Annotated in this window: 23 protein-coding genes; 12 read left to right on the top strand and 11 right to left on the bottom strand. The window is 70.1% G+C overall.

The window, feature by feature from the left end:
* Positions 1-66: 66 nt before the first annotated feature.
* The 3 genes from ACFOMP_RS06535 to ACFOMP_RS06545 are packed head-to-tail and all read right to left on the bottom strand — an operon-like array spanning position 67 to position 3,076.
* Positions 67-1,773, bottom strand: coding sequence for an SLC13 family permease (locus ACFOMP_RS06535; protein WP_379028702.1), 1,707 nt, complete (start codon positions 1,771-1,773; stop codon positions 67-69).
* Between the two features lie 51 nt (positions 1,774-1,824).
* A complete protein-coding gene (locus ACFOMP_RS06540) occupies positions 1,825-2,541 on the bottom strand; it encodes a hypothetical protein (RefSeq protein WP_379028704.1) in 717 nt (238 codons plus the stop codon).
* A gap of 43 nt (positions 2,542-2,584) precedes the next feature.
* Entirely contained in the window at positions 2,585-3,076 is a 492-nt protein-coding gene (locus ACFOMP_RS06545; RefSeq protein WP_379028706.1) for an RNA polymerase sigma factor, read from the bottom strand.
* A 93-nt stretch (positions 3,077-3,169) separates the two neighbouring features.
* On the opposite strand from ACFOMP_RS06545, the gene ACFOMP_RS06550 reads away from it, so the two are divergent.
* A complete protein-coding gene (locus tag ACFOMP_RS06550; protein ID WP_379028708.1) occupies positions 3,170-4,465 on the top strand; it encodes a S8 family serine peptidase in 1,296 nt (431 codons plus the stop codon).
* A 69-nt stretch (positions 4,466-4,534) separates the two neighbouring features.
* On the opposite strand, the gene ACFOMP_RS06555 is transcribed toward ACFOMP_RS06550, so the two are convergent.
* The 6 genes from ACFOMP_RS06555 to ACFOMP_RS06580 all read right to left on the bottom strand — a co-directional run bounded on the left by ACFOMP_RS06555 (position 4,535) and on the right by ACFOMP_RS06580 (position 11,922).
* On the bottom strand, positions 4,535-5,506 hold the full coding sequence (locus ACFOMP_RS06555; RefSeq protein WP_289896079.1) for a Bug family tripartite tricarboxylate transporter substrate binding protein: 972 nt from the start codon (positions 5,504-5,506) through the stop codon (positions 4,535-4,537).
* Between the two features lie 18 nt (positions 5,507-5,524).
* Positions 5,525-7,033 (bottom strand): tripartite tricarboxylate transporter permease, encoded by a 1,509-nt coding sequence (locus ACFOMP_RS06560; RefSeq protein ID WP_379028709.1) that lies wholly within the window; start codon positions 7,031-7,033, stop codon positions 5,525-5,527.
* A 7-nt stretch (positions 7,034-7,040) separates the two neighbouring features.
* A complete protein-coding gene (locus ACFOMP_RS06565; RefSeq protein ID WP_289896081.1) occupies positions 7,041-7,505 on the bottom strand; it encodes a tripartite tricarboxylate transporter TctB family protein in 465 nt (154 codons plus the stop codon).
* 55 nt (positions 7,506-7,560) lie between these two features.
* Entirely contained in the window at positions 7,561-8,535 is a 975-nt protein-coding gene (locus ACFOMP_RS06570) for a tripartite tricarboxylate transporter substrate-binding protein (protein WP_379028711.1), read from the bottom strand.
* A 193-nt stretch (positions 8,536-8,728) separates the two neighbouring features.
* Complete coding sequence (locus ACFOMP_RS06575) at positions 8,729-10,072, bottom strand: sigma-54-dependent transcriptional regulator (RefSeq protein WP_379028713.1); 1,344 nt, start codon at positions 10,070-10,072, stop codon at positions 8,729-8,731.
* Complete coding sequence (locus tag ACFOMP_RS06580; protein ID WP_289896084.1) at positions 10,069-11,922, bottom strand: sensor histidine kinase; 1,854 nt, start codon at positions 11,920-11,922, stop codon at positions 10,069-10,071. The genes ACFOMP_RS06575 and ACFOMP_RS06580 overlap by 4 nt, the downstream gene beginning before the upstream one ends.
* 114 nt (positions 11,923-12,036) lie before the next feature.
* Here ACFOMP_RS06580 and ACFOMP_RS06585 point away from each other — a divergent pair, with 114 nt between their 5' ends.
* Positions 12,037-13,503, top strand: a complete 1,467-nt coding sequence (locus ACFOMP_RS06585; protein ID WP_289896085.1) for an aldehyde dehydrogenase family protein — start codon at positions 12,037-12,039, stop codon at positions 13,501-13,503.
* 19 nt (positions 13,504-13,522) lie between these two features.
* Here the strand turns inward: ACFOMP_RS06585 and ACFOMP_RS06590 are convergent, their stop codons facing one another.
* Entirely contained in the window at positions 13,523-14,038 is a 516-nt protein-coding gene (locus ACFOMP_RS06590; protein ID WP_379028715.1) for a PQQ-dependent catabolism-associated CXXCW motif protein, read from the bottom strand.
* A gap of 176 nt (positions 14,039-14,214) precedes the next feature.
* On the opposite strand from ACFOMP_RS06590, the gene pedF reads away from it, so the two are divergent.
* From pedF to ACFOMP_RS06635, 9 genes are all read left to right on the top strand, one after another.
* Complete coding sequence (gene pedF, locus ACFOMP_RS06595; protein ID WP_289896087.1) at positions 14,215-14,901, top strand: cytochrome c-550 PedF; 687 nt, start codon at positions 14,215-14,217, stop codon at positions 14,899-14,901.
* A gap of 4 nt (positions 14,902-14,905) precedes the next feature.
* Entirely contained in the window at positions 14,906-15,685 is a 780-nt protein-coding gene (locus ACFOMP_RS06600; RefSeq protein ID WP_379028717.1) for a quinoprotein dehydrogenase-associated SoxYZ-like carrier, read from the top strand.
* Positions 15,682-16,629, top strand: coding sequence for a quinoprotein relay system zinc metallohydrolase 1 (locus tag ACFOMP_RS06605; protein WP_379028719.1), 948 nt, complete (start codon positions 15,682-15,684; stop codon positions 16,627-16,629). The genes ACFOMP_RS06600 and ACFOMP_RS06605 overlap by 4 nt, the downstream gene beginning before the upstream one ends.
* A gap of 64 nt (positions 16,630-16,693) precedes the next feature.
* Positions 16,694-18,544: a PQQ-dependent methanol/ethanol family dehydrogenase gene (locus tag ACFOMP_RS06610; protein WP_379028721.1), complete on the top strand. Its 1,851-nt coding sequence runs from the start codon at positions 16,694-16,696 to the stop codon at positions 18,542-18,544.
* Positions 18,545-18,614: 70 nt separating this feature from the next.
* A complete protein-coding gene (locus tag ACFOMP_RS06615; protein WP_289896090.1) occupies positions 18,615-19,235 on the top strand; it encodes a pentapeptide repeat-containing protein in 621 nt (206 codons plus the stop codon).
* Entirely contained in the window at positions 19,217-19,624 is a 408-nt protein-coding gene (locus ACFOMP_RS06620) for a hypothetical protein (RefSeq protein ID WP_379028723.1), read from the top strand. The genes ACFOMP_RS06615 and ACFOMP_RS06620 overlap by 19 nt, the downstream gene beginning before the upstream one ends.
* An 87-nt stretch (positions 19,625-19,711) precedes the next feature.
* A complete protein-coding gene (locus tag ACFOMP_RS06625; protein WP_379028725.1) occupies positions 19,712-20,446 on the top strand; it encodes a response regulator in 735 nt (244 codons plus the stop codon).
* Between the two features lie 42 nt (positions 20,447-20,488).
* A complete protein-coding gene (locus ACFOMP_RS06630; RefSeq protein ID WP_379028727.1) occupies positions 20,489-21,643 on the top strand; it encodes an FIST signal transduction protein in 1,155 nt (384 codons plus the stop codon).
* Positions 21,643-23,829: a hybrid sensor histidine kinase/response regulator gene (locus ACFOMP_RS06635; RefSeq protein WP_379028729.1), complete on the top strand. Its 2,187-nt coding sequence runs from the start codon at positions 21,643-21,645 to the stop codon at positions 23,827-23,829. Before ACFOMP_RS06630 ends, ACFOMP_RS06635 begins: the two co-directional genes overlap by 1 nt.
* 15 nt (positions 23,830-23,844) lie before the next feature.
* Here ACFOMP_RS06635 and ACFOMP_RS06640 read toward each other — a convergent pair whose 3' ends face one another.
* The gene (locus ACFOMP_RS06640; protein ID WP_289896095.1) at positions 23,845-25,128 is read right to left on the bottom strand and encodes a solute carrier family 23 protein; all 1,284 of its coding nucleotides are present in this window, start codon (positions 25,126-25,128) and stop codon (positions 23,845-23,847) included.
* A 33-nt stretch (positions 25,129-25,161) separates the two neighbouring features.
* Here ACFOMP_RS06640 and ACFOMP_RS06645 point away from each other — a divergent pair, with 33 nt between their 5' ends.
* Positions 25,162-25,662, top strand: coding sequence for a hypothetical protein (locus ACFOMP_RS06645; RefSeq protein ID WP_379028731.1), 501 nt, complete (start codon positions 25,162-25,164; stop codon positions 25,660-25,662).
* The last annotated feature ends 47 nt before the right edge of the window (positions 25,663-25,709 follow it).

Here is a 25,709-nt window from a genome sequence, read left to right on the forward strand (position 1 = left end):
GCGAAAAATTTGCGACGCGGATGAAAAAAGGCGGCAGAAGCCGCCTTTTTTGCTGTTTTTCGTGGTTTACCGAATGATGATGCGAAACCCCGCCGGTCGCAGGATGCGGTTCAACCCCTGCAGTTCCTGCGCGGGCCGGCGCTGCGGCTGGGCTTTGCGCGGCTGGGCCGGCGCGGCCAGGCGGCGTTCCGGGCGGGGCAGCGGCCGGGCGGCCTCCATGGCGGTTTTTGTGGCGGTTTTTGTGGCGGCCTCGGCCTCGGCGGCGGCGGGTGGCGCCGGCGGGCTCAGCGCCACGGCCGGGGCGACCAGCATGGCGGCGGGGACCAGCCGCGGCGGCGCCTCGGCGCGCATCCTTTGCAATTGCGCCGGCCAGACCAGCAGCGCAAAGCCGATCAGCAGCGCGGCGACCAGCGGCGCCAGCGGCAGCGCCAGCCGCATCAAGTCGGCCTGCACGAAACCCGCGCCCTCGGCATTGCCGAAGATCGCCACCGGCTTGGCCGAGGCCATCATGCTTTGGCAAAACCCGGTGCCCATGACCGCGACCAGGATCAGCAGCGCCGGATCATGGCCCAGCCCGGCCAGCGGCAGCGCCACGGCCGGGATCAGCACCGCCGCGCGGGCCGAACGCGAGGTGATCGCCAGATGCGCCGCGACCGCCACCACGGCCAGCAGCGCCACGACCGCCGGCAGACTGCCGGCCAAGCCCGGCGGCAGCGCAGAAAGCGCATGGCCGGCCAACCAGCGGTCGGCGCCGGTTGCGGTCATCGCCTCGGCGATCAGCACCGTGGCGGCCATGTAAAGCAGCAGCTCCACATCGACGGCGCGGAAGATCTCCTTGGGCTTGCGGTGGGTAAAGGGCGGGGTCAGCAGCAGCAGCGCCCCGGCCAGCGCCACCAGCGCCATGCCGATGCCGTGCAGGTCCGCCGTCAGCCACAGCCCAACGACCAGCGCCAGCACCATGCCGATACGGCGTTGACGGCGGCGGGTGGCGGCGTCCGGCATCGGCGTCTCGATCCGCGGCAGCGGCGCCATCAGCGCCGCGCGCGGCACGAACAGCCACAGGATCAGCCCCGCCCCCGCCAGGCTTGCCGCCAGCGAGAACGGCAGGCCGAGCGCCGCCCAGCCGAGATAGCCCAGATGCAGCCCGGTGGCGCTGCGGATCGCCTCGGCCGCCAGCAGATGCGCCCCGGCCCCGATCAGCGAGGCGCCGGCGGACAGCAGGATCACCGTGGGAAACAGCAGCGCCAGCGGCCGTGCCAGCCTCGGATCGGGCAGCACGGCGGCGATGGCGGCAAAGACCGGCAGCAGCAAGGCCGCCCGCCCCGAGGTCGAGGGCAGGACGAAGGCCGTCGCCGCGATCGCCAGCGTCAGCACCAGCGCGAAGGGCGCGAAGCGCATACCCCGGCGCAGCAGCGGCGCGACCAGCCGTTCGGTCAACCCGGCCTCCTTGGCGACGGCGGCGATGACGAAGGCCGAGAGCAGCAGCCAGATCAACTCGTTGCCAAGCGCGGCAAAAAGCTGCGCCTCGCTCAGCACGCCGCCCAGCACCAGCGCCAGCACGGCCGCCAGCGCCACCAGGGATTCGGGGACGCGCGTGCCGACCCAGCCCAGGATCGCCAGGGCCGAAACGGCCAGCGCCACGCGCGGCGGCTGCGTCAGGGCGCCCGGCAGGCAGGCGGCGGCGACGATCATCCCGGCCAGCGCCGCCAGCACGACATGGCGCCGGCGCGGCAGCGGCAGGGCGGGGATCGGTGCAAGGGTTCGGGCGGTCATCGCGGTTCTCCTGTGGCGGTTTCGCGACAGGATTACGACGCAGCGCCGGATCTATTCCCGCAGCGCCTGCGCTTCTTCCTCGGGGGTCATCGGCGCGCCGGCGCCGATTGCCGCCAGTGCCGCGTCGATCGAGGTCTCGCCCGAGGCGGGGCGGTAGTCCGCGCCGGCGCCGGTCGCGGTGGCGGCGAACCGCTCCTGCCAGCCGGCGGTGCCGCGGCAGGCCAGGACAATGCGCTGCGCCTCGCCCCGCACGGTTTCGTATTCGCGGCAAAGCGCGCCACCCTCGGCCCGGAACGAGGCGATCATCGCCAGTTCCCCGCCATCCGCAAGCGGCTGGACCTGCCCCGAGGCCATATTGTCCAGCGCCGCCAGTTCAGCCTCGGCCAGCCCCGTGGGCGCGTGCTCGGGCCATTGCCACCAGCCGAGGCCGATGGCCACCACGGCGACCGAGGCCGCCGCCGCCATCCACGGCCGGCGGTTGAGGTTGGCGGGTTGGGGTGCCGCAGCCGGCGGCGCCTTGGCGGCGGCGGCACGGATCATCGCGGCCAACGGATCCTCGGTCCCGGTGCCGGTGCCGGACCCTCTGCCGGTCCCTGCCCCGCCGCCTTGGCCGCGCAGTCCCGCCAGCAGGCGGCGGGTCTCCTCGAAGCGGCGCAGGCGGGCCTGCAGCTCGGGGTCGGCGGCGACCGCGCGCCGCACCGCCTCGGCCCGGCCGGGGTCCAGTTCGCCGTCGGCCAGCGCCATCAGGGTTTCGTCGTCGATCTGCATGGGCCCATCCCTTCGCGGTCTTTCCTGCAATACGCGCCGGCCGTCATCTTATTCCCAACCGATCCGCCAGCGCGAGCCGTGCCCGCGACAGCCGGCTCATCACCGTGCCCATGGGAATGCCGAGAATGCGCGCGGTCTCGGCATAGCTCATCTCCTCGACGCAGACGAGATGCAGGATCTCGCGCTGCTCGGGGGGCAGTTCGGCCATGGCCGCCTCGACGCTTTGCAGCATCAGCCGCGCTTCCAGCGCCGGGCCGGGATCGGTCGGCAGCGCCTCGGGCATGTCGTGGATATCCACCTGGACCCCGGCGCTGCGCTGGCGCCGGGTCTGGTCGATGAAGGCGTTGCGCATGATGCGGAACAGCCAGGGCTCCATCCGCTGCCCGGAATCGAAGCTGGCGGCATGGGCGATGGCGCGCTCGACGGTGATCTGGACCAGATCGTCGGCCTGGTCCGGGCGTCGGGTCAGCGACAGCGCATAGCGCCGCAGGTTCGGCAAGAGCGCGATCAGAGTTTCGCTGAAAGCCGCATCCATGGAACCTCCGCGACGGATGATGTTGACGACAAGCGGGAATAATAGAATCTGCCTGACGTAGAATGTCCAGAAACGCTCTGGAAGGAGAATGTCGTGCCGACCCGCCTGTTTGTGTTCCTGATCGTCGCCCTGGCCGTGCTGAGCGCCGACCTGCGTCCCGATGCGCCGGGCTGGGCTGGCTCGGCCGCCTGGGCGGATGACGATGATGACGGCGACGACGGCGACGACGATGATGACGACGACGACGACGACGCGCCGCGCCGGCGTCGGCCGGCGCCGCAGGCCCGCGTCGCACCGCTGCCGCTGCGCGCCCCGAACGAGGTCATCGCACAGGGCCTGGGGCCGCAGGACCTGCAGGCGCTGCGGGCCGAGGGCTTCCGGGTGCTGCGCGAGACCCGGCTCGCCTCGGGCACGCCGCTGGTGCGGCTGCGCAAGCCCGATGCGATGACCATGGATGCGGCGCGCGACCGGGTGCGGGCCCTCGGCTCGGCCGATGCGGCGGATTTCAACCATTTCTACCGCCCCGGCAACGCGCCGGCGGCGGCATGCCTGGGCGCCGACTGCCCGGCCCGGCAGATGATCGCCTGGCCGGCGCGGACCTTGGGCTGCGGCAATCCGCCGCGGATCGGCATGGTCGATACCGGGCTGAACCCCGGCCATGACGTGCTGAAGGATTCGCGGATCACCGTGCATCGCATCAAGGCGGGCAAGGGCGTCGCGCCCTCGGACCGCCTGCATGGGACGGCGGTGGCGGCGCTGCTGGTCGGCCGGGCCGACAGCCGCACTCCCGGGCTGGTGCCGCAGGCCGAGCTGATCGCCGTCGACGCTTTCCACAAGCAGCGCCAGGATGAACGTGCCGATGCCTTCGCGCTGGTCGAGGCGCTGGACCATCTGGCGGCGCAGGATGTCGATATCGTGAACCTGTCGCTGGCCGGTCCGCCGAACCAGGCGCTGGCGCGGCAGATCCGCCGGATGGACCGGCAGGGCGTCGTGCTGGTCGCGGCGGCCGGCAATGGCGGGCCGGCGGCGCGGCCGGCCTATCCGGCCGCCTATGATCCGGTGATCGCGGTGACGGCGGTGGACCGCCGGGCGCAGGTCTATCGCCGGGCCAGCCGCGGCGGTCATATCGACCTGGCGGCGCCGGGCGTGGATGTCTGGACTGCCGCCTCGATCAGCGGCGCGCGGACCAAGACCGGCACCTCGTTTGCGGCGCCCTTCGTCACCGCCGCCGCCGCGCTGCTGCTGCAGGCCGAGCCCGAACTGACGCCGGCCGAGGTGCGGCGCCGGCTGCAGAGCTCGGCGCGGGATCTGGGCAAGGCCGGGCCGGACGAGGTCTTCGGCCATGGCCTGGTCCGCCCCGACGATCCCTGCGCCGCCACCCGGCCCTGAGCGGCTTGTCGCCGCGATGCCGGGCGGCGCGTCCCGCGCCCCGCCCGGCCTGGCATCAGGCATCAGGCGTCAGTCCAGGCTGACATTGGCGTCCTTCACCACCGGCTCCCATTTCGCCATCTCGGCCTTGACATGCTCGGCCAGTTCCTCGGGCGTCGAGGCGACGATGGTGGCCGAGAACTCCTGCATCCGCTCGGCCACCGCCGGGTCGGCCATGGCGGCGATGGCGGCCTTGTTCAGCGCCGCGATGGCCTCGGGCGGGGTGCCGGCCGGGGCGAACAGCGCGTTCCAGCTATAGGTCTCGTAGCCCGGCAGGGTCTCGGCGATGGCCGGCACGTCGGGGAAGCTGGGCGCGCGCTCGGTGGTGGTCACGCCCAGGGCGCGCAGCTTGCCGCTGGAGATGTGGCTGGAGGCCGAGGGCAGATTGTCGAAGATGATCGGCACCTGGTTGCCCAGCACGTCGGTCAGCGCCGGGCCCGAGCCCTTGTAGGGGATATGGGTGATGTCCACGCCGGCCATCGACTTGAACAGCTCGCCCGACAGGTGCAGCGGCGTGCCGTTGCCGGAGGAGGCATAGGCCAACGCCCCCGGATCCTTCTTCGCCATGTCGATCAGTTCCTGCACGCTGTTGACCGGCAGTTCCGGGTTCACTGCCAGCACGTTCGGTACCAGCACCAGAAGCGAGACCGGCGCGAAATCCGCCACCGGGTCATAGGGCTTCTGCTTCAGGATCAGCGGGTTCAGCGCATGGGTGGCGACCGTCGCCATCAGGATGGTGTAACCGTCGGGATCGGCCTTGGCGACCTGGGCCGCGCCCAGGCTGCCGCCGGCGCCGCCGACGTTCTGCACGATGACCTGCTGGCCCAGTTCCCGGCTCATCCGGTCGGCGACGATGCGGCCGACCACGTCGGTCGAGCCGCCGGCGGCGAAGGGGATCACCAGGGTGATCTGGCGTTCCGGAAACTCGGCGGCGGCGGCGCCGGCCAGGCCAAGCGCCATGGCCGCGCCCAGCAGCAGGCGGCGGGTGATGGATGGTGTCATGGGTTTCCTCCCTGTTGGTCAGGCGTCGCTTTCGGTGAAGACCTCGTCGCGGCGTTTGCGGATCTGCGGCATGAAGACCAGCACCAGCACCCCGACCGACAGCAGAAGCAGCACCAGGCTGATCGGACGGGTGACGAAGGTGGTGGGATCGCCCCGCGACAGGATCATCGCCCGGCGCAGGTTCTCCTCGAGCAGCGGGCCAAGCACGAAGCCCAGAAGCAGCGGCGCCGGCTCGCAGCGCAGCTTGGACATGATATAGCCCAGCAGCCCGAAGGCGGCGACCGCGAACAGGTCATAGGTGTTCGAGGCCACCGAATAGACCCCGATCGAGCACATGGCCATGATGATCGGGAACAGCACATAATAGGGCACGGTCAGCAGCTTCACCCACAGCCCGATCAGCGGCAGGTTCAGGATCACCAGCATCAGGTTGCCGATCCACATGCTGGCGACGATGCCCCAGAACAGCTGCGGCTGCTCGGTGACCACATTGGGCCCCGGCACGATGCCCTGGATGATCATCGCCCCGATCATCAGCGCCATCACCGGGTTGGCGGGAATGCCCAGCGTCAAAAGCGGGATGAACGAGGTCTGCGCCCCGGCATTGTTGGCGCTTTCGGGGCCGGCCACCCCGGCCAGCGCGCCCTTGCCGAATTCCTCGGGGTGTTTCGAGAGCTTCTTTTCCACCGTGTAACTGGCAAAGGCGGCCAGGATGGCGCCGCCGCCGGGCAGGATGCCCAGCACGGAACCCACGCCGGTGCCGCGCAGCACCGGGCCGATCATCTGCTTCAGTTCGGCGCCGGTCGGGAACAGGCGGTTGATGTTCTTGGTCATCACCTCGCGGTCATGCTCGTCCTCGAGATTGCGCAGGATCTCGGCGATGCCGAACACGCCGACGGCCACGGCGACGAAGTTCAGCCCGTCGGCATAGTTGGTGATGCCCATGGTGAAGCGCGGCGTGCCGGTATAGATGTCGGTGCCGACCAGGCCCAGCAGCAGGCCCAGCACCACCATGGCCAGCGCCTTCAGCACCGAGCCATGCGCCAGCGCCACCGACATCACCAGGCCCATGACCATCAGGCTGAAATATTCGGCCGCGCCGAATTTCAGCGCCACCTCGGTCAGCGGCGGGGCGAAGATCGCCACCAGGAAGGTGGCGACGGTGCCGGCGAAGAACGACCCCAGCGCCGCCACCGCCAGCGCGGTGCCGGCCCGGCCCTTGCGCGCCATCTGATAGCCGTCGATGGCGGTCACCGCGGACGAGCTTTCGCCGGGCATGTTGATCAGGATCGCCGTGGTCGAGCCGCCATATTGCGCACCGTAATAGATCCCCGCCAGCATGATCAGCGAACTGACCGGTTCGAGCTGGAAGGTGATGGGCAGCAGCATGGCGATGGTCGCGGTGGCACCGATGCCGGGCAGCACCCCGATCAGCGTGCCCAGAATGACCCCGATCAGGCAGAAGGCCAGGTTCGCCAGCGACGAGGCGACCGAGAAGCCCATGGCGAGATTGCCGAGCAGATCCATGGCGGCCTCACATTCCCAGCCACGGGCCGAAGCGCCGGAACGGCAGCCCCAGACCGTAGCTGAAGATCAGGGTGGACAGGACGGTGACCCCGACCGCCAGCGCCAGCGCCGCCAGCGGCCGCATCCGCACCGACGCCTGCGAGGCGATCAGCGTGGTCACGAACAGCGCCGGCACGAAGCCCAGGCCGCGCACGGTCAGGCCGAAGAAGATCGGCGCGGGCAGGATGAACAGGATGCCGCGCCAGGCGATGGCGCCGAAGGGCTCGTCATCCTCGCGGCCGAAGGCGCGCAGCAGGATGATCGCCCCCAGCAGGAACAGCAGCCCCGACAGCACCATCGGGAAATAGCCCGGCCCCATGCGCAGCGAGCTGCCGATCTCGAGCCCGGTGGTCTGCCAGCCGAAAAATCCCGCCGCCGCCATCAGCAGCAGCCCGGCCGCGATGTCGGTCTTGTCCTTGGGTTTTGTGGACATGTGTTTCCCCCGCTTGAAGCTGCCCCGCCGCGGTCGCGGCGGCGGGGCCGCAGGATCAGTCGGCGTAGACGCCGGCCGCCTCGATCACCGGCTTCCAGCGCGCGATCTCGGCCTCCAGCTTGGCCTTCAGCGCCGCGGGGGTCGCATCCTCGGCCGAGGAGGGCGCGGTGCCCAGATCGGCCATGGCCTTGATCACGCCTTCGTCCGCCAGCGCCACCTGCAGGGATTTCGACAGCCGTTCGTTGATCGCGGCCGGCGTGCCCTTCGGCGTATAGATGCCGTGCCAGATGCCGAATTCCAGCGTCTCGAGCCCGCTTTCCTTGGCGGTCGGCAGGTCGGGGAACAGCTTCAGCCGCTCGGGCGAGGTCACGGCATAGGCCTTGATCGTGCCGCCCTTGATCTGCTGGGTGGTGTTGGTGGTCTGGTCGCACATGATGTCGGTCTGGCCGCCCAGCAAGTCGGTCATCGCCGGGCCGGTGCCCTTGTAAGGCACCGTCACCAGCGGCGTTTCCAGCGCCTGCATCAGCAACATGCCGCACAGGTGGCTGGCCGCGCCGATGCCGGCATTGGCCAGCGTCAGCTCGTCGCCATGCGCCTTGACATAGTCCATGAAGCCCGCGAAATCGGTGGGCTCGAAATCCTTGCGCGCCGTGACCACCATCGGCACCTCGGTCACGAGGCCGACATATTCGAAAGCGTTCAGCGTGTCATAGGCCAGATTGCGGTACAGCGTGGCCGAGGTCGCCATGCCGATATGGTGCAGCAGCACAGTATAGCCGTCCGCCTCGGCCTTGGCGACCTGACCCGCGCCCAGCGTGCCGCCGGCGCCGCCGACGTTCTCGACCACGATCTGCTGGCCGAGGTCGGCCGACATCTTCTCGGCCACCAGCCGCGCCACGGTATCGGTGGGCCCGCCGGCCGAGAAGGGCACGACCATGGTGATCTGCCGGTTGGGATAGTCCTGCGCATAGGCAGCGGTGGTGAATGTCAGCGCCGCGGCAAGCGCGGCCACAAGCTTCGGATAAGCCATCTTTCCCTCCCTGATTCATGAACCTTGGGCCGCGCGCTCCTCAACGCGCAGCCGATGGCCTCAGGTTGGGCGCGCAAAGGGGTTTCAGACAAATGCTAATGCGCCGGCCCGGCGCGGATTCGAAACCGGCCGGCGGAAAATGGGTGGAAAAGGTGACAATGGCGGCAAGGGATGGGCGGAAATCCACCCAGGATCAGGATTCCTCATCCGCCGCCTCGACGATCAGCCGCCGGTCCAGCCCGTATTTCTGCATCTTCTCGTAAAGCGTCTTGCGCGAGATCCCCAGCGTCTCGTAGACGGCGCGCAGCCGTCCGCCATGGGCGGCGATGGCGCCGGCGATCAGGCTGCGCTCGAATGCCGCCACCCGGTCGGCCAGCCGCGCGCCCTGTGCCGGGCCGATCTCGGCGCCTTCCAGCCCCAGCACGAAACGCTCGGCCAGGTTGCGCAGCTCGCGCACGTTGCCCGGCCATTCCCGCGCCGCGAGACCGGAGAGGAAGGCCGGCGGCGCCTCGCGCTCGGCGATGTTGTGCCGCGCGGCGGATTCGCGCAGAAGCTGCAGGAACAGCAAGGGAATGTCCTCGCGCCGGGCCGAGAGCGGCGGGACATGCAGCACCGCGACGTTCAGCCGCCAGTAAAGATCCTCGCGGAAGGCGCCGCGCGCCACCAGATCGGCCAGATCGACCTTGCTGACGGCGATGAAACGCACGTCCAGCGGCACCGGATCGTTCGAGCCCAGCCGGGTGATCACCCGTTCCTGCAGAACCCGCAACAGTTTCGCCTGCAATTCCAGCGGCATCGAGCCGATCTCGTCCAGAAGCACCGTGCCGCCGCGGGCATGTTCGAACTTGCCGAAGCGCGGGCGCAGCGCGCCGGGAAAGGCCCCGGCCTCGTGGCCGAACAGCTCGCTTTCGATCAGCGCCTCGGGCAGGGCGGCGCAGTTGATGGCGATGAAGGGCCGGCCGGCGCGGGTCGAGATGTCGTGCAGGGTGCGGGCCGCCACCTCCTTGCCGACGCCGGTCGGGCCGATGATCAGCGCATCGGCATCCGAGGCGCCGATGGCCCGCAGCCGGTAGCGCAGCTCGACCATGACCTGGGTGCGGCCGGGCAGCCGCACCTCGACATCGTCGCGCTTGCCGGCGACGGCGCGCAGGCGGCGGTTCTCCAGCACCAGGGCGCGATGGTCGATGGCGCGGCGGATGACGGTGGCCAGCTCCTGCACGACGAAGGGCTTCTCGATGAAGTCATAGGCGCCGCCGCGGATCGCCTCGACCGCCAGCGGCACCTCGGCATGGCCGGTGACCAGGATGACCGGGATGTCGGGATCGACCTCGCCCAGCCGGCCCAGCAGGGTCATGCCGTCCATGCCGGGCATGCGGATGTCGCTGACCACCGCGCCGGCGAAGCCCGGCCCGGCCAGCGCCAGCGCCTCCTCGCCCGAGGCCAGCGGCTCGACCGCGAAGCCGGCCAGCTCCAGCGCCTGCGCGGTCGAGCTGCGCATCTGTTCGTCGTCGTCCACCAGCAGGACACGGGCGGTCATGCGGCGGTCTCCCGGGCGTCGGCGGCGGTGGCCGCGGGCAGGACCACGCGGAACTCGGCGCCCGGCCCGGCATCCTGCACCGAGATCTCGCCGCCGAAATCGCGGACGATATTGGCGGTGATCGACAGGCCCAGCCCCAGCCCCGCACCCATGCCCTTGGTGGTGAAGAACGGATCGAAGATCCGCGGCGCGACCGTCTCGGCCACGCCCGGGCCGCGGTCGCGCAGGGCGATGGTGACGCGCCCGCCCTGCGCGCGGGCGGAAAGCGTGATGCGGCGGTCCTGCGCGGTCTCGACCGCATCGGCGGCATTGGTGATCAGGTTCACCAGCACCTGCTGCAGCCGCGTCGGCCCGGCGCGCAGCGCCGGCAGGTCTGCGGGGATGTCGCATTCCAGCACCGCGCCGCTGGCCGCCAGCCGGGCGCCGACGATGGTCTGCGTCTCGCGCAGCAGCGGGGCCAGCGCCACCGCGCCCAGCTTGTCGTCGGGCTTGCGCGCCGCCTGCCGCAGGTGCTTGCCGATGGCGGCCATGCGGTCCACCAGCGCCAGGATCTCGGCGATGTTGTCGCGGGCGCGGGCATAGTCGCCGCGTTCGATCAGGATGGCGGCGCTGTCGGCATAGTTGCGCGCCGCCGCCAGCGGCTGGTTGATCTCGTGGCTCAGCGAGGCCGACATCTGCCCCAGCGCCGCCAGCTTGCCGACCTGCACCAGGCTGGTCTGGGCAGCGCGCAGCTCGACCTCGGTGGCGCGGCGCTCGGCGATCTCCTGCTCAAGCTGGCTGTTCACGCGCGCCAGGTCGGCGGTGCGCTCGACCACGCGGCGCTCCAGCTCGGCGGTGGCGGCAAGGCGCTCGGCGATGCGGGCGCGGCGCTGGCGCAGCATCAGCGCCCCGAACAGCGCCGCCGACAGCAGCAGCACCAGGCTCAGCACCATCAGCCGCGCCTCGGCCCGCAAATCGGCGCTGTCCAGCAGCACATGCACCGTCCAGCCGGCATCGGCCATGTTCTGCGAGGCGGCGATATAGTCCCGCGTCCCCGCCGCCGCATCGCTCAGCGAGGCGGGCAGGCGCAACAGCTCGACCCCGCCGCCGTCCAGCCGCTGTAGCGGAAACTCGGCCAGCGGCGTCTCGGCATAGCGGCGCGAGGCCGCGGTCCGCGCCAGCCGGTCGGCGGTCAGCGGATAAAGGCTGTGATAAAGCCAGCTCGGCTCCGAGGACAGAAAGGCGGTGCCGTCCGGGTCGGTCACCAGCACCCGGTATTCGCCGCCGCGCCAGCCGGCCTCGATCCGGTCCACGCCGATCTTGACCGCCACCACGGCGATGATCCCGCCCGCCGCGTCCCGCACCGGGGCCGAGAAGAAATAGCCCCTGACCCCCGAAGTGGTGCCCACGCCGTAGAACCGCGCCGGCCGGCCCCGCATGGCGTCGATGAAATAGGGCCGATAGCTGAAATTCTGTCCGACGAAGCTGAGTTCCTGGCCGTGGTTCGAGGCGGCGATGGTCTCGCCGTCCGGCAAGATCAGATAGATGTCCGAGGCATGCAGCGCCGCGTTCTGCGCCGCCAGCCAGCGGTTGGTGGCATCGCGCAGCGCCATGTCGCTGGGATCGGCGGCCAGTTGCCGGATCAGGTCCAGGTCGCCGATCAACTGCGGCATGACCTCGTAGCGCGCCAGATCGGCGGCCAGCGCGTTCACCGTCAGCCGCAGCGCCGTCTCGGCCCGCGTATAGCCCTGGGCCAGCGAATGCCGATGCGCCAGCACGCTGCCCACCCAGACGATCAGGGCAATGGCGGCACAGGCCAGCGCCGAAAGCGCCAGCCTGCGCGGGGCCCAGGCGGTTCTCTGCATCCTCATGGACAAAATCTGACAGCAAGCGGGCCGCGGCGCAACGGGCCTCGGTCGGCGCGCGCTCTTGCGCATCGGCCGCGAAAAGGCTGTCCTGCAGCCACCGGCAGACCGGAGGCGAGCATGGCACTGACACTGACCGACGTGATGACGCTGGACACCACCCGGATCTTCATCGGCGGGGCATGGCGGGCCCCGGCCGGCGAGGGCACGATCCCGGTCGAGGATCCCTCGGTCGGACAGGTGATCGGCGAGATCGGCCGCGGCACCCCGGGCGATGTCGATACGGCCGTCGCCGCGGCGCAGGCGGCGATGGAGGGGGAATGGGGCCGGATGCCTGCCGCCGAGCGCGGCCGCCTGCTGATGCGCATGGCGCGGATCGTACAGGACCGGGCGGCGGAACTGGCGATGATCGAGACGCTGGATGTCGGCAAGCCGCTGCACCAGTCGCGCAACGATTCACGCGCCCTGGCCCGCTATTTTGAGTTCTATGCCGGCGCGGCCGATATGCTGATGGGCACGACGATCCCCTATCAGCCGGGCTTCACCGTCTACACCCTGCGCGAGCCGCACGGCGTCTGCGGCATCATCATCCCCTGGAACTATCCGATGCAGATCCTGGGCCGCGGCCTGGGGGCGGCGCTGGCGGCGGGCAATGCGGTGGTGGTGAAGCCGGCCGAGGACGCCTCGCTCTCGACGCTGGCCATCGCGCAGATCGCCGCCGAGGCCGGGCTGCCGCCGGGGGTGCTGAACGTCGTGACCGGCTATGGCGCCGAGGCGGGGGCGGCGCTGGCCGGGCATCCGGGCATCCAGCACCTGTCCTTCACCGGCTCGGTCGGAACCGGCGTCGCGATCCAGACGGCGGCGGCAAGGAACGTGGTCCCGGTCACGCTGGAACTGGGCGGCAAGTCGCCGCATGTGGTCTTCGACGACGCGGATCTTGAACAGGCGATGCCGGTGCTGGTCGGGGCCTGCATGCAGAACGCCGGCCAGACCTGCTCGGCCGCCTCGCGGGTGCTGGTGCAGCGCGGCATCTATGACGAGGTCCGGCGGCGCATGGTGGACATCTATCGCGGGCTGGTGGCGGGACCGGCGGTCGATTCGCATGACCTGGGCCCGCTGGTCTCGGCGAAGCAGCAGCGGATCGTCTCGGGTTTCATCGACCGCGGCAAGGCCGAACTGACCCTGGCGGCCGAGGGCCGGCTGCATCCCGACGCCGCGCCGGGCGGACATTTCGTGCTGCCGGCGCTGTTTTCGGATGTCGATCCCGGCCATGCGCTGGCCCAGCAGGAGATCTTCGGCCCGGTCCAGGTGCTGATCCCCTTCCGGGACGAGGCCGAGGCGATCCGCATCGCCAACGGCACCGAATACGGGCTGGTCGCCGGCATCTGGACCCGCGACGGCGCGCGCCAGCTGCGCCTGGCCCGCAGGATCCGCAGCGGCCAGGTCTTCGTGAACAATTACGGCGCCGGCGGCGGCATCGAGCTGCCCTTCGGCGGGGTCGGCAAGTCGGGCCATGGCCGCGAGAAGGGCTTCGAGGCGCTTTACGGCTTCACCCGTGTCAAGACCGTGACCGTCGCGCATGGCTGACCCCGGCTGAGGCCGGCACTCAGCGCGACCAGTCGCCCCGATGCGGCTCGGGCCGGATCTCGGCCAGCGGCAGGCCGGCATCCTCCCAGGCCTCGACCCCGCCGGGAAACCAGCCCAGGTTGGCATAGCCGCGCCCGGCGATGCGCTTGGCGGCATTCCAGCTGAGCCAGCAATCCACCTTGCAGAACAGGATCAGTCCCGTCGCGCGGTCGCCGCCGGTGATCCGCTCCAGGCTGGCGTCCAGGTAATCGCTCTGCCAGGGTTTCAGCCGGCCCCAGCCCACCACCGGCAGCCAATGCGCGCCGGGGATCGAGCGGTGCCGCTCGGGCAGGATCCATTCGCCGTCGGCGCCGATATCAAAGGCACGGGCGCCCATCACGTCGACCGGGATCCAGCCCTGGCCGATCAGCGCCCGCACCTGGGGCAGGTCAAGCGTCCTTGCCCCCGGAGCCGTTTCGGGAACCGGAGCGCGATAGCTGTCCAGACGATAGCCGCTCTGGTCGAACAGCACCGGCTGCTCGGCCGCGACGGCCATGGGAAAAACCCCTGCCAGAAGCAGGAGAAATGCCCCGATTCCGGGGCGGCAACGCAGGCTTCGGGCCCTGCGGAGGGTGCGCAATACGACCATGGCACAATTTACCCTTTCTCGATCTCAAGGAAATTTGACCAGGACGGAATGCACACCGGAAACGCGCGGAAGGACTTTGGAACATGACCAGCAGGATAAGCAAGACATTTCCTCTTGCCGTCTCACTCGCCCTCTGGGCACCGATGGCGCTCGGCCATGGCGACACCGCACCGCAGGCGGTGGATACCACCGGCCTGCCGGAACTGCCGGCCGAAATGGCCAGCGAGAACCCCTGGCGCGAGGCGGATGGCGCGGTGCTGTTCAAGGCCGTCGAGATCGGTGCCAAGGGCTTCAACAGCAATTGCGCGCGCTGCCACGGGCTCGAGGCGATCTCGGGCGGGCTGGCGCCCGACCTGCGCTTTCTCGAGGCCAGCGACTTCGGCGACGAATGGTATCTCGACCGCATCCTGCACGGCTATGAACAGAACGGCGCGGTCAAGATGCCGCCCTTCGAGGGCATCCTGAACCAGCAGGCGATCTGGGCGATCCGCACCTATATCGAGACCCGCCCCGATGCCGATGAACTGGCGGCGCAAGGCACCGAGATCGCGGCGCTGCACGACAAGGTCAAGGCGCTGCCGCCCGATGCCGGCGCCGACGAGGCCCAGGCGCTGGCTGCAGAGCTGGAAAGCGCCGGCAGCGGCTTCGAGGCGCTTTCCGGCGCGCCGCGCGCCGTGACCGTGCTGGACCAGGCGGCGCACATGCTGCGCAGCGGCGCCTCGCACGCGCCGGCCGCCGCCGAGCTGATCCATGGCGTGCTGAGGAAATAGGGCGATGGCGCTGCTGACCGATAGCTTGCCCGGCGCCGCCTCGCCGCCGCTGCTGACCGGCAGGACCGGATCGGCGGCGGTGGGGGGCGATGCGTTCGACAGCGGCATGTGGCCCTCGCACCGGCAGGAATTCCTGGGCGATCCGGCGGTCTGGCGCAACGATCCGGCCGTCACCGTGCTGGCGCCGCGCGCGGCCGAGGATTCCAGCCATGTGCCCTTCCTGATCGACGCCACCGCCGTCGCGCAGCCGATCCGGCGCATCGTTGTCACCATCGACTACAGCCCCTTTCCCAAGGCGATCGTCTTTCGCCCCGGTCGCGCCCTGCCCCTGCTGGGCTTCGGGGTGAAATACGAGGTCGGCGGCGCATTGCGCGCCTCGGCCGAGACCGGGGCGGGCGAATGGCTGGTGGGCGCGGCCTATGTCAGCGCCCTTGGTGGCGGATGCAGCGCGCCCTCTGCCACGCATCAGCGGCCGGACTGGCAGCAGGGTTTCGGCGAATTGCGCGCCCGGCTCTGGCCCGAGACCGGGCGGCTGCGACTGCGGCTGCGCCACCCGCAGGATACCGGCCTGGCGGACGGGGTTCCGGCGCATCACCTGACCGAGCTTGCGCTGCTGGATGCGGCCGGCGTCGAGATCGCCGCACTGGAACTGCACGAGCCGCTGGAGGAGAACCCGACGCTGACCTTCCTACTGCCGGCCGATCTGGCGCGGGGGCCGGTCGCGATCCGGGCGCGCGACAATCTTGGATACGCCTTCGAGGGCCGGGTGGAGGGCGCGACATGACCGCCCTGACCCGCCGGGGGCTGCTGGCCGGGGCAGCTGCCTTGGCGCTGCCCTTGCCGACCTTTGCGCAGGCTCGCAAATATGATCTGCAACCATTTGAAGTCGCTGATGGCGTCTGGATGATCGAGGGGCGGCGCGAGGTCTTCACCCGCGAGAACGGCGGCGACATCGTCAACGTCGCGCTGCTGGCGACCGATCAGGGCGCGCTGGTCGTCGACAGCGGCTCGACCGCCGCGATGGGGGCCGAGATCCGCGCCTTCGCCGACCAGCGGCTGGGCGGGCTGGCGGCGACGATCAACACCCATCACCACCCGGATCACTGGTTCGGCAATGCCCCGCTGGCCGACCGGCCGGTGTTGGCGCTGGCGGCCACGGCCGCGACCTGCCGCGAATACGCCCAGGACTATGCCGAGACGCTGTATTCGATCCTCGGCAGCTGGATCTCGGCCACCAAGGCCGTGCCGGCCACCGGCAGCATCGAGGCCGGCGCGCGCGCTTTCGGCGGCCGGGCGCTGCGAATGATCCCGCTGGCCGGGCACACCGCCGCCGATCTCGCCATCATGGACGAGGCGACGGGCGTGCTGATCGCCGGAGACCTGGTGTTTCTCGACCGCGCGCCCAGCCTGCCGGACGCGGATTTCGCGACCTGGCTGGCGGCGCTGGACCAGTTGGAAGGACTTGGTGCCGCCGGGGTGGTGCCGGGGCATGGCCCCTTCCACCGCGCGGGCGAGGGCATCGCGCAGACCCGCGCCTATCTGCGGGCGACGCGCGACCGGCTGGCGATGGCGGCGGATCTGGGGCTGACCGCCATCGAGGCGATGGCCGCCGGGCCGGTCCCGGAATTCGCCGGGCTCGGCGCCAATCCCGAGGAATACCTGCGCTCGGTCGTCCGACGTTTCGGCGACCATGAAACCGGGGCGCTGCCGGTCGTCGGCGGCGCCTGAAGCAAGGACCGACAAGGCATCAGACGCGGGCAACCCCGTCGTTCATGTATATGGAGGAGACTGCATGAATCGCTTTCTGAAACTGACCTCGGCCAGTGTTCTGGCCCTCGCCTGCGTCGCGGCGATGGGCCATGCCGAGACCGGCCCCGTCACCTGGGAGGACATCCTCAACGACGCCGAAACCACCGACGACGTGCTGATGTATGGTCTGGGGGTCGACGCGCAGCGCTATTCCTCGCTCGACCAGATCAATGCCGAGACGGTCAAGCATCTGCGTCCGGCCTGGTCGTTCTCGTTCGGGGACGAAAAGCAGCGCGGCCAGGAAAGCCAGGCGCTGGTGCATGACGGGGTGATCTACGTCACCGGCTCTTATTCCCGGATGTGGGCGCTGGACGCCAAGACAGGCAAGCGGCTGTGGAAGTTCGAGGCCCGGCTGCCCGAGGACATCCGCCCCTGCTGCGACGTGGTGAACCGTGGCGCCGCGATCTATGGCGACAAGGTGTTCCTCGGCACGCTGGACGCCAGCATCTATGCGCTGAACAAGGACACCGGCAAGGTGGTCTGGCGCCAGAAGTTCGAGGACCACAAGATCGGCTATACCATGACCGGTGCGCCGACCATCGTGAAGGACAAGGAAACCGGTCGCGTCATGCTGATCCATGGCAGCTCGGGCGACGAGTTCGGCGTGGTCGGCAAGCTCTATGCCCGCGACGTCGAGACCGGCGAGGAAATCTGGATGCGCCCCTTTGTCGAGGGCCACAAGGGCACCCTGGCCGGGGCGGACGGCACGGCGACCGGCGATCCCGCCGCGCCGAGCTGGCCGAACAATCCCGACGGCAGCAAGGTCGAGGCCTGGAGCCACGGCGGCGGTGCGCCCTGGCAATCGGCCAGCTTCGATCCCGAAACCAATACCATCGTCGTCGGTGCCGGCAACCCCGCGCCCTGGAACACCTGGGCGCGCACGCCGGGCGACAGCCTCTATACCTCGGGCCAGGCCTATGTCGATCCCTCGAACGGCGAGCTGATCGGCTTCTACCAGCACACGCCGAACGACGCCTGGGACTTCTCGGGCAACAATGAGATCATCCTGTTCGACTACAAGGACAAGGACGGCAAGACCCATCGCGCCGGCGCCCATGCCGACCGCAACGGCTTCTTCTACGTCACCGACGTCGAGGCGCTGTCGAAGCGCGGCGGCGAGATCAACCGGCCGACGGCGCTGCTCAACGCCTTCCCCTTCGTCGACGGCATCACCTGGGCCAAGGGCATCGACCTGGAAACCGGCCGGCCGATCGAGAACGAGGGCCAGCGCCCGCCCCTGCCCGCCGAGGGCGAGACCAAGGGCGCCAGCATCGAGGTCTCGCCGCCCTTCCTGGGTGGCAAGAACTGGAACCCGATGTCCTATAGCCAGAAGACCGGGCTGTTCTACGTCCCGGCGAACCACTGGACCGAGGATTACTGGACCGAGAACGTCACCTATCAGGCCGGCGCCGCCTATCTGGGCCAGGGCTTCCGCATCAAGCGGCTTTACGACGACCATATCGGCACGCTGCGCGCCTTCGACCCGACCACCGGCGAGAAGAAATGGGAGCACAAGGAGGAATTCCCGCTTTGGGCCGGCACGCTGGCCACGGCCGGCAACCTGGTCTTCACCGGCACCTCGGACGGTTTCGTCAAGGGCTTCAACGCCGAGACCGGCGAGGAGCTGTGGAAGTTCAACACCGGCTCGGGCATCGTCTCGTCGCCGATCACCTGGGAAATGGACGGCAAGCAATATCTGGGCATCGCCTCGGGCTATGGCGGCGCGGTGCCGCTTTGGGGCGGCGACATGGCCACGCTGACCACCCAGGTCAGCCAGGGCGGCTCGTTCTGGGTCTTCGAGATCCCCGACGACCTGCTGACCGCCTCGAAGTGAGGCGGCGCTGAACCGGACGGGCGGGGCCGGCCCCCGCCCGGCCTTCACCCTCGATCCAAGGGAACCCGAGATGCTCAGAAGCCTGACCATCCTTGCCGCCCTGGCCCTCGCCTCCGGGGTCCATGCGGCCAATTCCGAACAGACCGGCGGCGGCTGGCCGGTCATCGTCGATGAACCCACCCCGCGCGAGGGGCCGCTGGTCATCGGCGGCTGCGAGATCAAGCCGGGCGCGGCCTGCCCCGGTGCCGATCTGCGCCATGCCGACCTGCGCGGGTTGAAGCTGAACGGCATCGACCTGAAGGGCGCGAACCTGATGCGGGCCAATCTGTTCGGGGCCGAGCTGAAGGGCGCCGACCTGACCGGGGCCGACCTGCGGGGCGCGACTTTCCGGATGGGGCAGTTGCAGGGCGTGGTCATGCGCGATGCCGACCTGACCGGCGCCGACCTGGACTATACCCGGCTGGCCGGCGCCGACCTGTCGGGCGCGGACCTGACCGCCGCCTCGCTCGAGGCGGCCATGGCGCCGAAGTCGAAATTCGTCGGCGCGAAGCTGGTCGGCGCGAACCTGATGGAGGCCAAGTTCTACAACGCCGATTTCGCCGAGGCGCTGCTGGAGGGCAACCACGCCCCCTATGCGATCTGGGAGGGGGTGCATATGGAGAACTGCACGGGATGCCCCGTGGACTGGTGATCCTGGCGGCGGCGACGGTGCTGGCGGGCACGCCGGCGCCGGGCTTCGACCTTGCCGCCGCGCTCGGCGCCTGCCGGGCCGAGGCGGACGGAACCCGGCGGCTGGCCTGCTACGACCGGCTTGCGGCCCGGAAACCGGCGGTGGAACATCGCGGCGCCGGCAACCGGGTGCTGCCGCGCTTCGACCTGAACGGGCCGACGCGGCTGGTGTTCGAAAGCATGGATGCGATCATGGTGGTCTATCTGCTGGACGCATCGGGCGCGGTGATCCAGAATTTGCATCAGGCCGGGGCCGGCTCGGGTTCGTTCCTGATCCAGGGGCCGGGTCGCTACGGCATCCAGGTCAATGCTTCGGGCGGCTGGCTGATCCGCCTGGAAGACCCGGGGTGACGGGCCGCGCCGCCGCGCTTCACAGGCCCGCCGCCCGCCCCTAGAATCGACCAACCTTCCAGCCGAGGCAGCGAGATGAGCAGAACGATGGAACAAGCCCAGCAACCCCCGCCGGCGATCCGCCCGCTGAACACCGCGCTGATCGTGGACGACCACCCGCTGTTCTGCGACGCGCTGTCGATGACGCTGACCGGCCCGGTGGGCATTGCCCGGGTCGAGGCCGTGGGCAGTCTGGCCGAGGCGCTGGACCGCATGGCGCGCGAGCCGGTGCCCGACGTGATCGTGCTGGACCTGCACCTGCCGGACGTGAACGGGCTGGAAGGGGTGGTGCGGATGCGCCAGGCGGCGGCCGAGCGGCCGATCATCGTGGTCTCCTCGATGGACGAGCGCCGGGTGGTGCGCGGCGCGCTTCTGGCCGGGGTCAGCGCCTATGTGCCCAAGCACGCCCCGCGCGAGGCGTTTCGCGAAGCCTTCGCCGCCATCGCCAGCGGCGAGGTGCATTCCAGCCGGCTGGCGCTGGACAACGCCACCCCCAGCCTGGCCGAGGAGGCGCTGGCGCGGCTCGCCTCGCTGACCCGGCAGCAGGCGCGGATCCTGCAGCTGATCAGCGCCGGATTGCTGAACAAGCAGATCGCGCATGAGCTGTCGATCGCCGAAACCACGGTCAAGGCGCATGTCACCGCCATCATGCGCAAGCTGCGGGTGCAGACCCGCACCCAGGCGGTGCTGTTCGCGCAGGACATCAGCTTCAACGCCATGACCTCCGAGGCGGGCGCAGGCCAGAACGCCGCCGGCCATGACAGCGGCGGAATGAACCGCTAAGCCTGACGGCAGGGAATGCGCAACATCGGAAGGGAGGCCGCGGTGAGTGCAGCGCAGGATTGCATCGCGCGGGCCAGCGCGCCGGCGCAGGATGCCGACGTGACCGGCCGGCTGGCGCAGGCGCTCGGGCCCGGCCCCTTTGCGCTGGTCATGCTGTTCGTCTCGCCCCGGGCCGATGTCGCGCGCATCGCCGCCGAGACCGCGGCGCGCCTGCCCGCCACCCATGTCGTCGGCTGCACCACCGCCGGCGAGATCTCGGAGGCCGGTTATGACGAGGGCGCGGTGCTGGCGCTGGGTTTCCCCGCCCGGCTTTTCGCGGCCGAGGTGCTGGAACTGACCGATCTGGACCGCCTATCTCGCAGCGCGGCGGCGGCGGCCTTCCTGCAGCTCCGCCAGGACCTGGCGGGCGCGCAGGCGCATCTGCCGCATGAATTCGCGCTGCTGCTGGTCGACGGGCTGTCGCTGTGCGAGGACGATCTGGCCTCGGCGCTCGCGGCCGGCTCGGGGCATGTGCCGCTGATCGGCGGATCGGCCGGGGACGGGACGCGCTTTCGCGAAACGCTGGTCATCCATCGCGGCCGGACGCTGCGCAACGCCGCGGTGCTGTCGGTGCTGCGTGGGCTTTGCCCGGTGCGGGCGCTGAACATGGACCATCTGCACCCGACCGAGCGGCGCATGGTGGTGACCCGGGCCGACCCCGCCGCCCGCGTCGTACAGCGCATCAATGCCGAGCCGGCGGCGCGGGAATATGCCCGCATCCTGGGCAAGGACCCGGCGCTGATCGACTACCTGACCTTTGCCTCGCATCCGCTCGCCGTGCGCGTGGGCGGTCGCTATCATGTGCGCGCGGTGCAGCGCGTGCTGCCGTCGGGCGATCTGCTGTTCTTCTCGGCCATCGACGCCGGGGTGGTGCTGGCGCTGACCGAACCCGAGGATCTGCCCTCGCATCTGGACCGGCGGCTGTCGCAGCTTGCCCAGCCGGTGCCCCCGGTGGCGGTGCTGGGCTTCGACTGCGTGCTGCGCCGGATCGAGGCCGAGCACAAGCAGCTGGGCGGCGCCGTCTCGGAGGTGCTGCGCCGGCATCGCGTCTGGGGCTTTTCCACCTATGGCGAGCAATTCGGCCCGCTGCATGTCAACCACACCCTGACCGGCTGCGCGATCTATCCGCCCGGCACCCGGCTGGCGGGGGCCGGCTGATGGCGGGGCGCATCTCGGACTGGCTGATCGACCGCAACGACGATGCGGCGCAGAACCTGGAAAAGCTGCTGGTCATCGCCGAGGCGCTGATGCGCCATTCCGAGGAGCGCCGGGACGAGAACAACGCCGCCTTCGAGGAGTTCCGCCGTGCCGCCCTGCTGGAGGAGCGCGTCCGCCAGCGCACCCGCGACCTCGAGGCGACGCTGGAGCGGCTGAACGCCGCCAATGCCACCGCCGAGCGCGCCCGCCGCGACCTGTCGCAGGCCATCGAGGCCATCGAGGAAGGCTTTGCCCTGTTCGACGCCGAGGACCGGCTGGTGCTGTGCAACAGCCGCTTCTGCGCCGACCTGTCGGACGTGCATCAGGCGCTGGCCCCCGGCATCGGCTTTGCGACCTATGTCGGGCTGCTGGGCCGGTCGCGGCAGGTGCTGCTGCCCGAGGGGCTGTTCCCCGAAGCCTGGATCGCCCAGCGGATGCAGCGGCACGAGCAGCCGCAGCATTTCAACATCGGCCTGACCGGCGACCGCTGGATCCAGATCAGCGAGCAGCGCACCTTCGACGGCGGCACGGTGGTCCTGCATACCGACGTGACCCGCATCATCCGCGCTGAGCGCATCGAGCATGGCAAGCTGCTGGACAACCAGGCGCGGATGATCCGCGCCACGCTGGAACATATCAACCAGGGCGTCGGCATCTTCGACGCCTATGGCGCGCTGATCGGCTGGAACCAGCGGCTGGCCGACCTGCTGGAGATCCCAGCGGCGCTGATGCATCGCGGGCTGAGCTTCGAGCGGCTGGCGGTGCGGATGCTGTATCAGGCCCGCTTCAACGAGGGGTTCTCGGCCTCGCAACTGCGCGAATGGGTGCGGATGCGCGGCGCGCGCCTGCCGCTGTCCTTCGAGCTTTGGCACGCCTCGGGCGTCATCCTGGACGTGCATGGCCGCGAGATGCCCGAGCGCGGCTTCGTGATGTCCTTCACCGATGTCACGCGCGAGCGTCTGGCGATCCATTCCATGCTGCGCGCCAAGGCCACGCTGGAAGCCCGCGTCACCGCCCGGACCGAGGAACTGGCCGCGGCCCTGGCCAATGCCGAGCGCGCCAATTCCGCCCGTGTGCGCTTTGTCGCGGCGGCAAGCCACGACCTGCTGCAGCCGCTGTCGGCGGCCAAGCTTTTCGTGGCCTCGGCGCGCGACGATGCCGGCGACAGCGCCCTGCGCGTCACCCTGGAAAAGGCGCATAACGCGCTGATCAGCGTCGAGGGCATCCTGGGCGCGCTTCTGGACCTGTCGCGGCTGGAATCCGGCGGCACCGAGATCGAGATCGCGCCCCTGTCGATGGAGCTGCTGCTGGCGCAGCTGACCGACGAATTCGCGCCGCTGGCCGCGGCCAAGGGGCTGGGGCTGCGCATCATGCCCTGCCGGCTGGCGGTGGGAAGCGACGCGGCCTATCTGCGGCGCATCCTGCAGAACCTGATCGGCAACGCCATCCGCTATACCCAATCCGGCCGGGTCCTGGTCGGCGTGCGCCGCCAGGGCGGCAGCCTGCGCATCGAGGTCCACGACACCGGCCCCGGCATCGCGCCCGAGCACCAGCAGGCGATCTTCCGCGAGTTCCACCGCGTCGAGGGCACCGCCTCGGCCGCGCAGGGCATGGGGCTGGGCCTGGCCATCGTCGAGCGCGCCTGCGCGTTGCTGGACCACCGGCTGCGGCTGCATTCCGTGCCGGGCCGCGGCACCCGGTTCTCGGTCGAGCTGCCCCTGGCGCCCGATCTGCCCTCGGCCGGTAGCAAGTCCCCCGCCGCCGCGCCCACGCCCGAGGCGGGCATGGACCGCATCGTGCTGCTGGTCGAGAATGACGAGGAGCTGCGCAGCGCCATCGCGCAGCTGCTGGAACGCCGCGGCGTCGAGGTGGTCGAGGCCGCCAGCGGCGGCGAGGCCCTGACCCTGGTCGAGGAGATGGGCGTCATCCCCGACATCTACCTGCTGGACCAGCAACTGGGAGACGGTCCCAGCGGCGTCGAGACGGCCCAGGCGCTGCACCGCCGCTTCGGCATGCGCCCGACCCGCATCATCACCGCCGACCGCAGCCCCGAGACCGGACGCGCCGCCGGTCAGGCCGGGCTGCAGATCATCTTCAAGCCCATCGACCCCGAGGCGCTGGAGGCCTTCGTCTGCCAGCCCGGCTGAGCCGGGACGAAAGCCTCAGCCCGCCGCGCGGCGGCCGAAGCCCAGCAGCTGGTAGAGCAGCAGCGCCGCGAAGGTCGAGGTGCCGATGCCGCCCAGCGAGAAGCCGCCCAGCGTCACGGTAAAGTCGCCGGCGCCGAAGATCAGCGCCACGCCGACGGTGAACAGGTTCCTCGGGTCCGAGAAATCCACCCGGTTGTCCACCCAGATCCGCGCCATGGCCGAGGCGATCAGGCCGAAGACCGAAACCGCCAGTCCCGCCAGCACCGGCGCCGGGATGGTCTGCAGCATGGCGCCGAATTTCGGCGACAGGCCCAGCAGGATGGCGATGGCCGCGGCAAGGGGAAAGATCAGCGTCGAATAGACCTTGGTCATCGCCATGACGCCGATATTCTCGGCATAGGTGGTGACGCCGGTGCCGCCTCCGGCGCCGGCCAGCATCGTCGCCAGCCCGTCGCCCAGGAAGCCCCGGCCGATATAGCGGTCCATGTTCCGCCCGGTAATGGCGCCCAAAGCCTTGATATGACCAAGATTCTCGGCCACCAGCACCACGGCGACCGGGGCGATCAGCCCGATGGCGCCCCAGTCGAAGCGCGGCGCGGTGAAATGCGGCAGACCGAACCAGGGCGCCGCGGCGACGGCCGCGAAGTCGATGCCGGGCACCAGGCCCATCCCGTTGCCAAGGATCAGCACCAGCGCATAGCCGAAGATCAGCGCGATCAGCACCGCGACGCGGCTGGTGGCCTGCCGGCCGTAGACCGAGACCGCGGCCATGCACAGCACCGTCGCCAGGGCGATGCCCAGATGGGCGAAGCTGCCGGCCAGCTGCTTGACCGCCACCGGTGCCAGGTTCAGTCCGATGGCCATGCCGATGGCGCCGGTCACCGCCGGCGGCATCAGCTTCTCGACCCAGCCCGAGCCGATGGCCATGACCACCAGCCCGATCAGCGCGTAAAGCAGCCCGGCGGCGATGATCCCGCCAAGCGCCACGGCGATGTTGGGATTCGGGCCGCCGCCGGCAAAGCCGGTCGCCGCCATGATCACCGCGATGAAGGCGAAGGACGAGCCCAGATAGCTGGGCACCCGCCCGCCGGTGATGACGAAGAACAGCAGCGTGCCGATGCCGGAAAAGAACACCGCGACATTCGGGTCGAAGCCCATGATCAGCGGCGCGAGGATGGTCGAGCCCGACATCGCCAGCAGGTGCTGCAGGCTCATCGGCACCGCCGCGGCCAGCGGCAGCTTCTCGTCTGGTAGAACCGTGGCGCCGGTGGCGCGGCGCCAGTCAGGAAAATAGCCCATCATGTCTCTCGGATAGCGATCTTTGTCAGGGTGATGGCGGGCTTCGCGGGAAAATGCCAGCGGCAACTGCGGCATGGCGCCAGCCTGTCGGCCACGGCCGCGTCGGCGATGCGGGATCACTGCCGTGCCAGATTGATGTTTCGCAACAGCGAATGGTCCTGTAAAAGCTGCGGGCGATTTCGCAGGGGGGCGGGTGACCGGCTTGCAGGATGGCAGGCCGTCGCGCCGGCTCGGTCCGGGCGGCGGCACCGCAATGCCCGCCGGCTGAAGGGCACGCGGATCACCGAGATTGACGGCCGGGAACGGCCTTGCGGCCAGCCGGGCCGGTCGCTGGTCGCCGCCGGCCCGCGCGGCATCGCCAGCCATCGCGGCCATGCGCTGAAAGCCATCGAATCCGGCCGACGGCTGGCACGGTCCGAGGCGTCGGCGACCGACCCGGCGACCGACCCGGCGACGGGCGCCGCGGGTTGCGCGATCCGGGCCTATGCCGCACAGTCCTTGATAAGGCCCGCGCGGCCGCCGCCGAAACCCTGACCGGCCGGACACCCGGCTTCGCAGGGCGTGAAGCCACAGGAGACGGG

The organism is Paracoccus simplex (assembly GCF_042648325.1).
In the GTDB taxonomy this organism is placed as follows: domain Bacteria; phylum Pseudomonadota; class Alphaproteobacteria; order Rhodobacterales; family Rhodobacteraceae; genus Paracoccus; species Paracoccus simplex.

Bases quoted from the DNA above. Each gene is read 5' to 3' on its own strand.
- ACFOMP_RS06535 (WP_379028702.1), bottom strand. From the start codon at position 1,773: ATGACCGCCCGAACCCTTGCACCGATCCCCGCCCTGCCGCTGCCGCGC.
- ACFOMP_RS06540 (WP_379028704.1), bottom strand. From the start codon at position 2,541: ATGCAGATCGACGACGAAACCCTGATGGCGCTGGCCGACGGCGAACTG.
- ACFOMP_RS06545 (WP_379028706.1), bottom strand. From the start codon at position 3,076: ATGGATGCGGCTTTCAGCGAAACTCTGATCGCGCTCTTGCCGAACCTG.
- ACFOMP_RS06555 (WP_289896079.1), bottom strand. From the start codon at position 5,506: ATGACACCATCCATCACCCGCCGCCTGCTGCTGGGCGCGGCCATGGCG.
- ACFOMP_RS06560 (WP_379028709.1), bottom strand. From the start codon at position 7,033: ATGGATCTGCTCGGCAATCTCGCCATGGGCTTCTCGGTCGCCTCGTCG.
- ACFOMP_RS06565 (WP_289896081.1), bottom strand. From the start codon at position 7,505: ATGTCCACAAAACCCAAGGACAAGACCGACATCGCGGCCGGGCTGCTG.
- ACFOMP_RS06570 (WP_379028711.1), bottom strand. From the start codon at position 8,535: ATGGCTTATCCGAAGCTTGTGGCCGCGCTTGCCGCGGCGCTGACATTC.
- ACFOMP_RS06575 (WP_379028713.1), bottom strand. From the start codon at position 10,072: ATGACCGCCCGTGTCCTGCTGGTGGACGACGACGAACAGATGCGCAGC.
- ACFOMP_RS06580 (WP_289896084.1), bottom strand. From the start codon at position 11,922: ATGAGGATGCAGAGAACCGCCTGGGCCCCGCGCAGGCTGGCGCTTTCG.
- ACFOMP_RS06585 (WP_289896085.1), top strand. From the start codon at position 12,037: ATGGCACTGACACTGACCGACGTGATGACGCTGGACACCACCCGGATC.
- ACFOMP_RS06590 (WP_379028715.1), bottom strand. From the start codon at position 14,038: ATGGCCGTCGCGGCCGAGCAGCCGGTGCTGTTCGACCAGAGCGGCTAT.
- pedF (WP_289896087.1), top strand. From the start codon at position 14,215: ATGACCAGCAGGATAAGCAAGACATTTCCTCTTGCCGTCTCACTCGCC.
- ACFOMP_RS06600 (WP_379028717.1), top strand. From the start codon at position 14,906: ATGGCGCTGCTGACCGATAGCTTGCCCGGCGCCGCCTCGCCGCCGCTG.
- ACFOMP_RS06605 (WP_379028719.1), top strand. From the start codon at position 15,682: ATGACCGCCCTGACCCGCCGGGGGCTGCTGGCCGGGGCAGCTGCCTTG.
- ACFOMP_RS06610 (WP_379028721.1), top strand. From the start codon at position 16,694: ATGAATCGCTTTCTGAAACTGACCTCGGCCAGTGTTCTGGCCCTCGCC.
- ACFOMP_RS06615 (WP_289896090.1), top strand. From the start codon at position 18,615: ATGCTCAGAAGCCTGACCATCCTTGCCGCCCTGGCCCTCGCCTCCGGG.
- ACFOMP_RS06620 (WP_379028723.1), top strand. From the start codon at position 19,217: ATGCCCCGTGGACTGGTGATCCTGGCGGCGGCGACGGTGCTGGCGGGC.
- ACFOMP_RS06625 (WP_379028725.1), top strand. From the start codon at position 19,712: ATGGAACAAGCCCAGCAACCCCCGCCGGCGATCCGCCCGCTGAACACC.
- ACFOMP_RS06635 (WP_379028729.1), top strand. From the start codon at position 21,643: ATGGCGGGGCGCATCTCGGACTGGCTGATCGACCGCAACGACGATGCG.
- ACFOMP_RS06640 (WP_289896095.1), bottom strand. From the start codon at position 25,128: ATGGGCTATTTTCCTGACTGGCGCCGCGCCACCGGCGCCACGGTTCTA.
- ACFOMP_RS06645 (WP_379028731.1), top strand. From the start codon at position 25,162: ATGGCGGGCTTCGCGGGAAAATGCCAGCGGCAACTGCGGCATGGCGCC.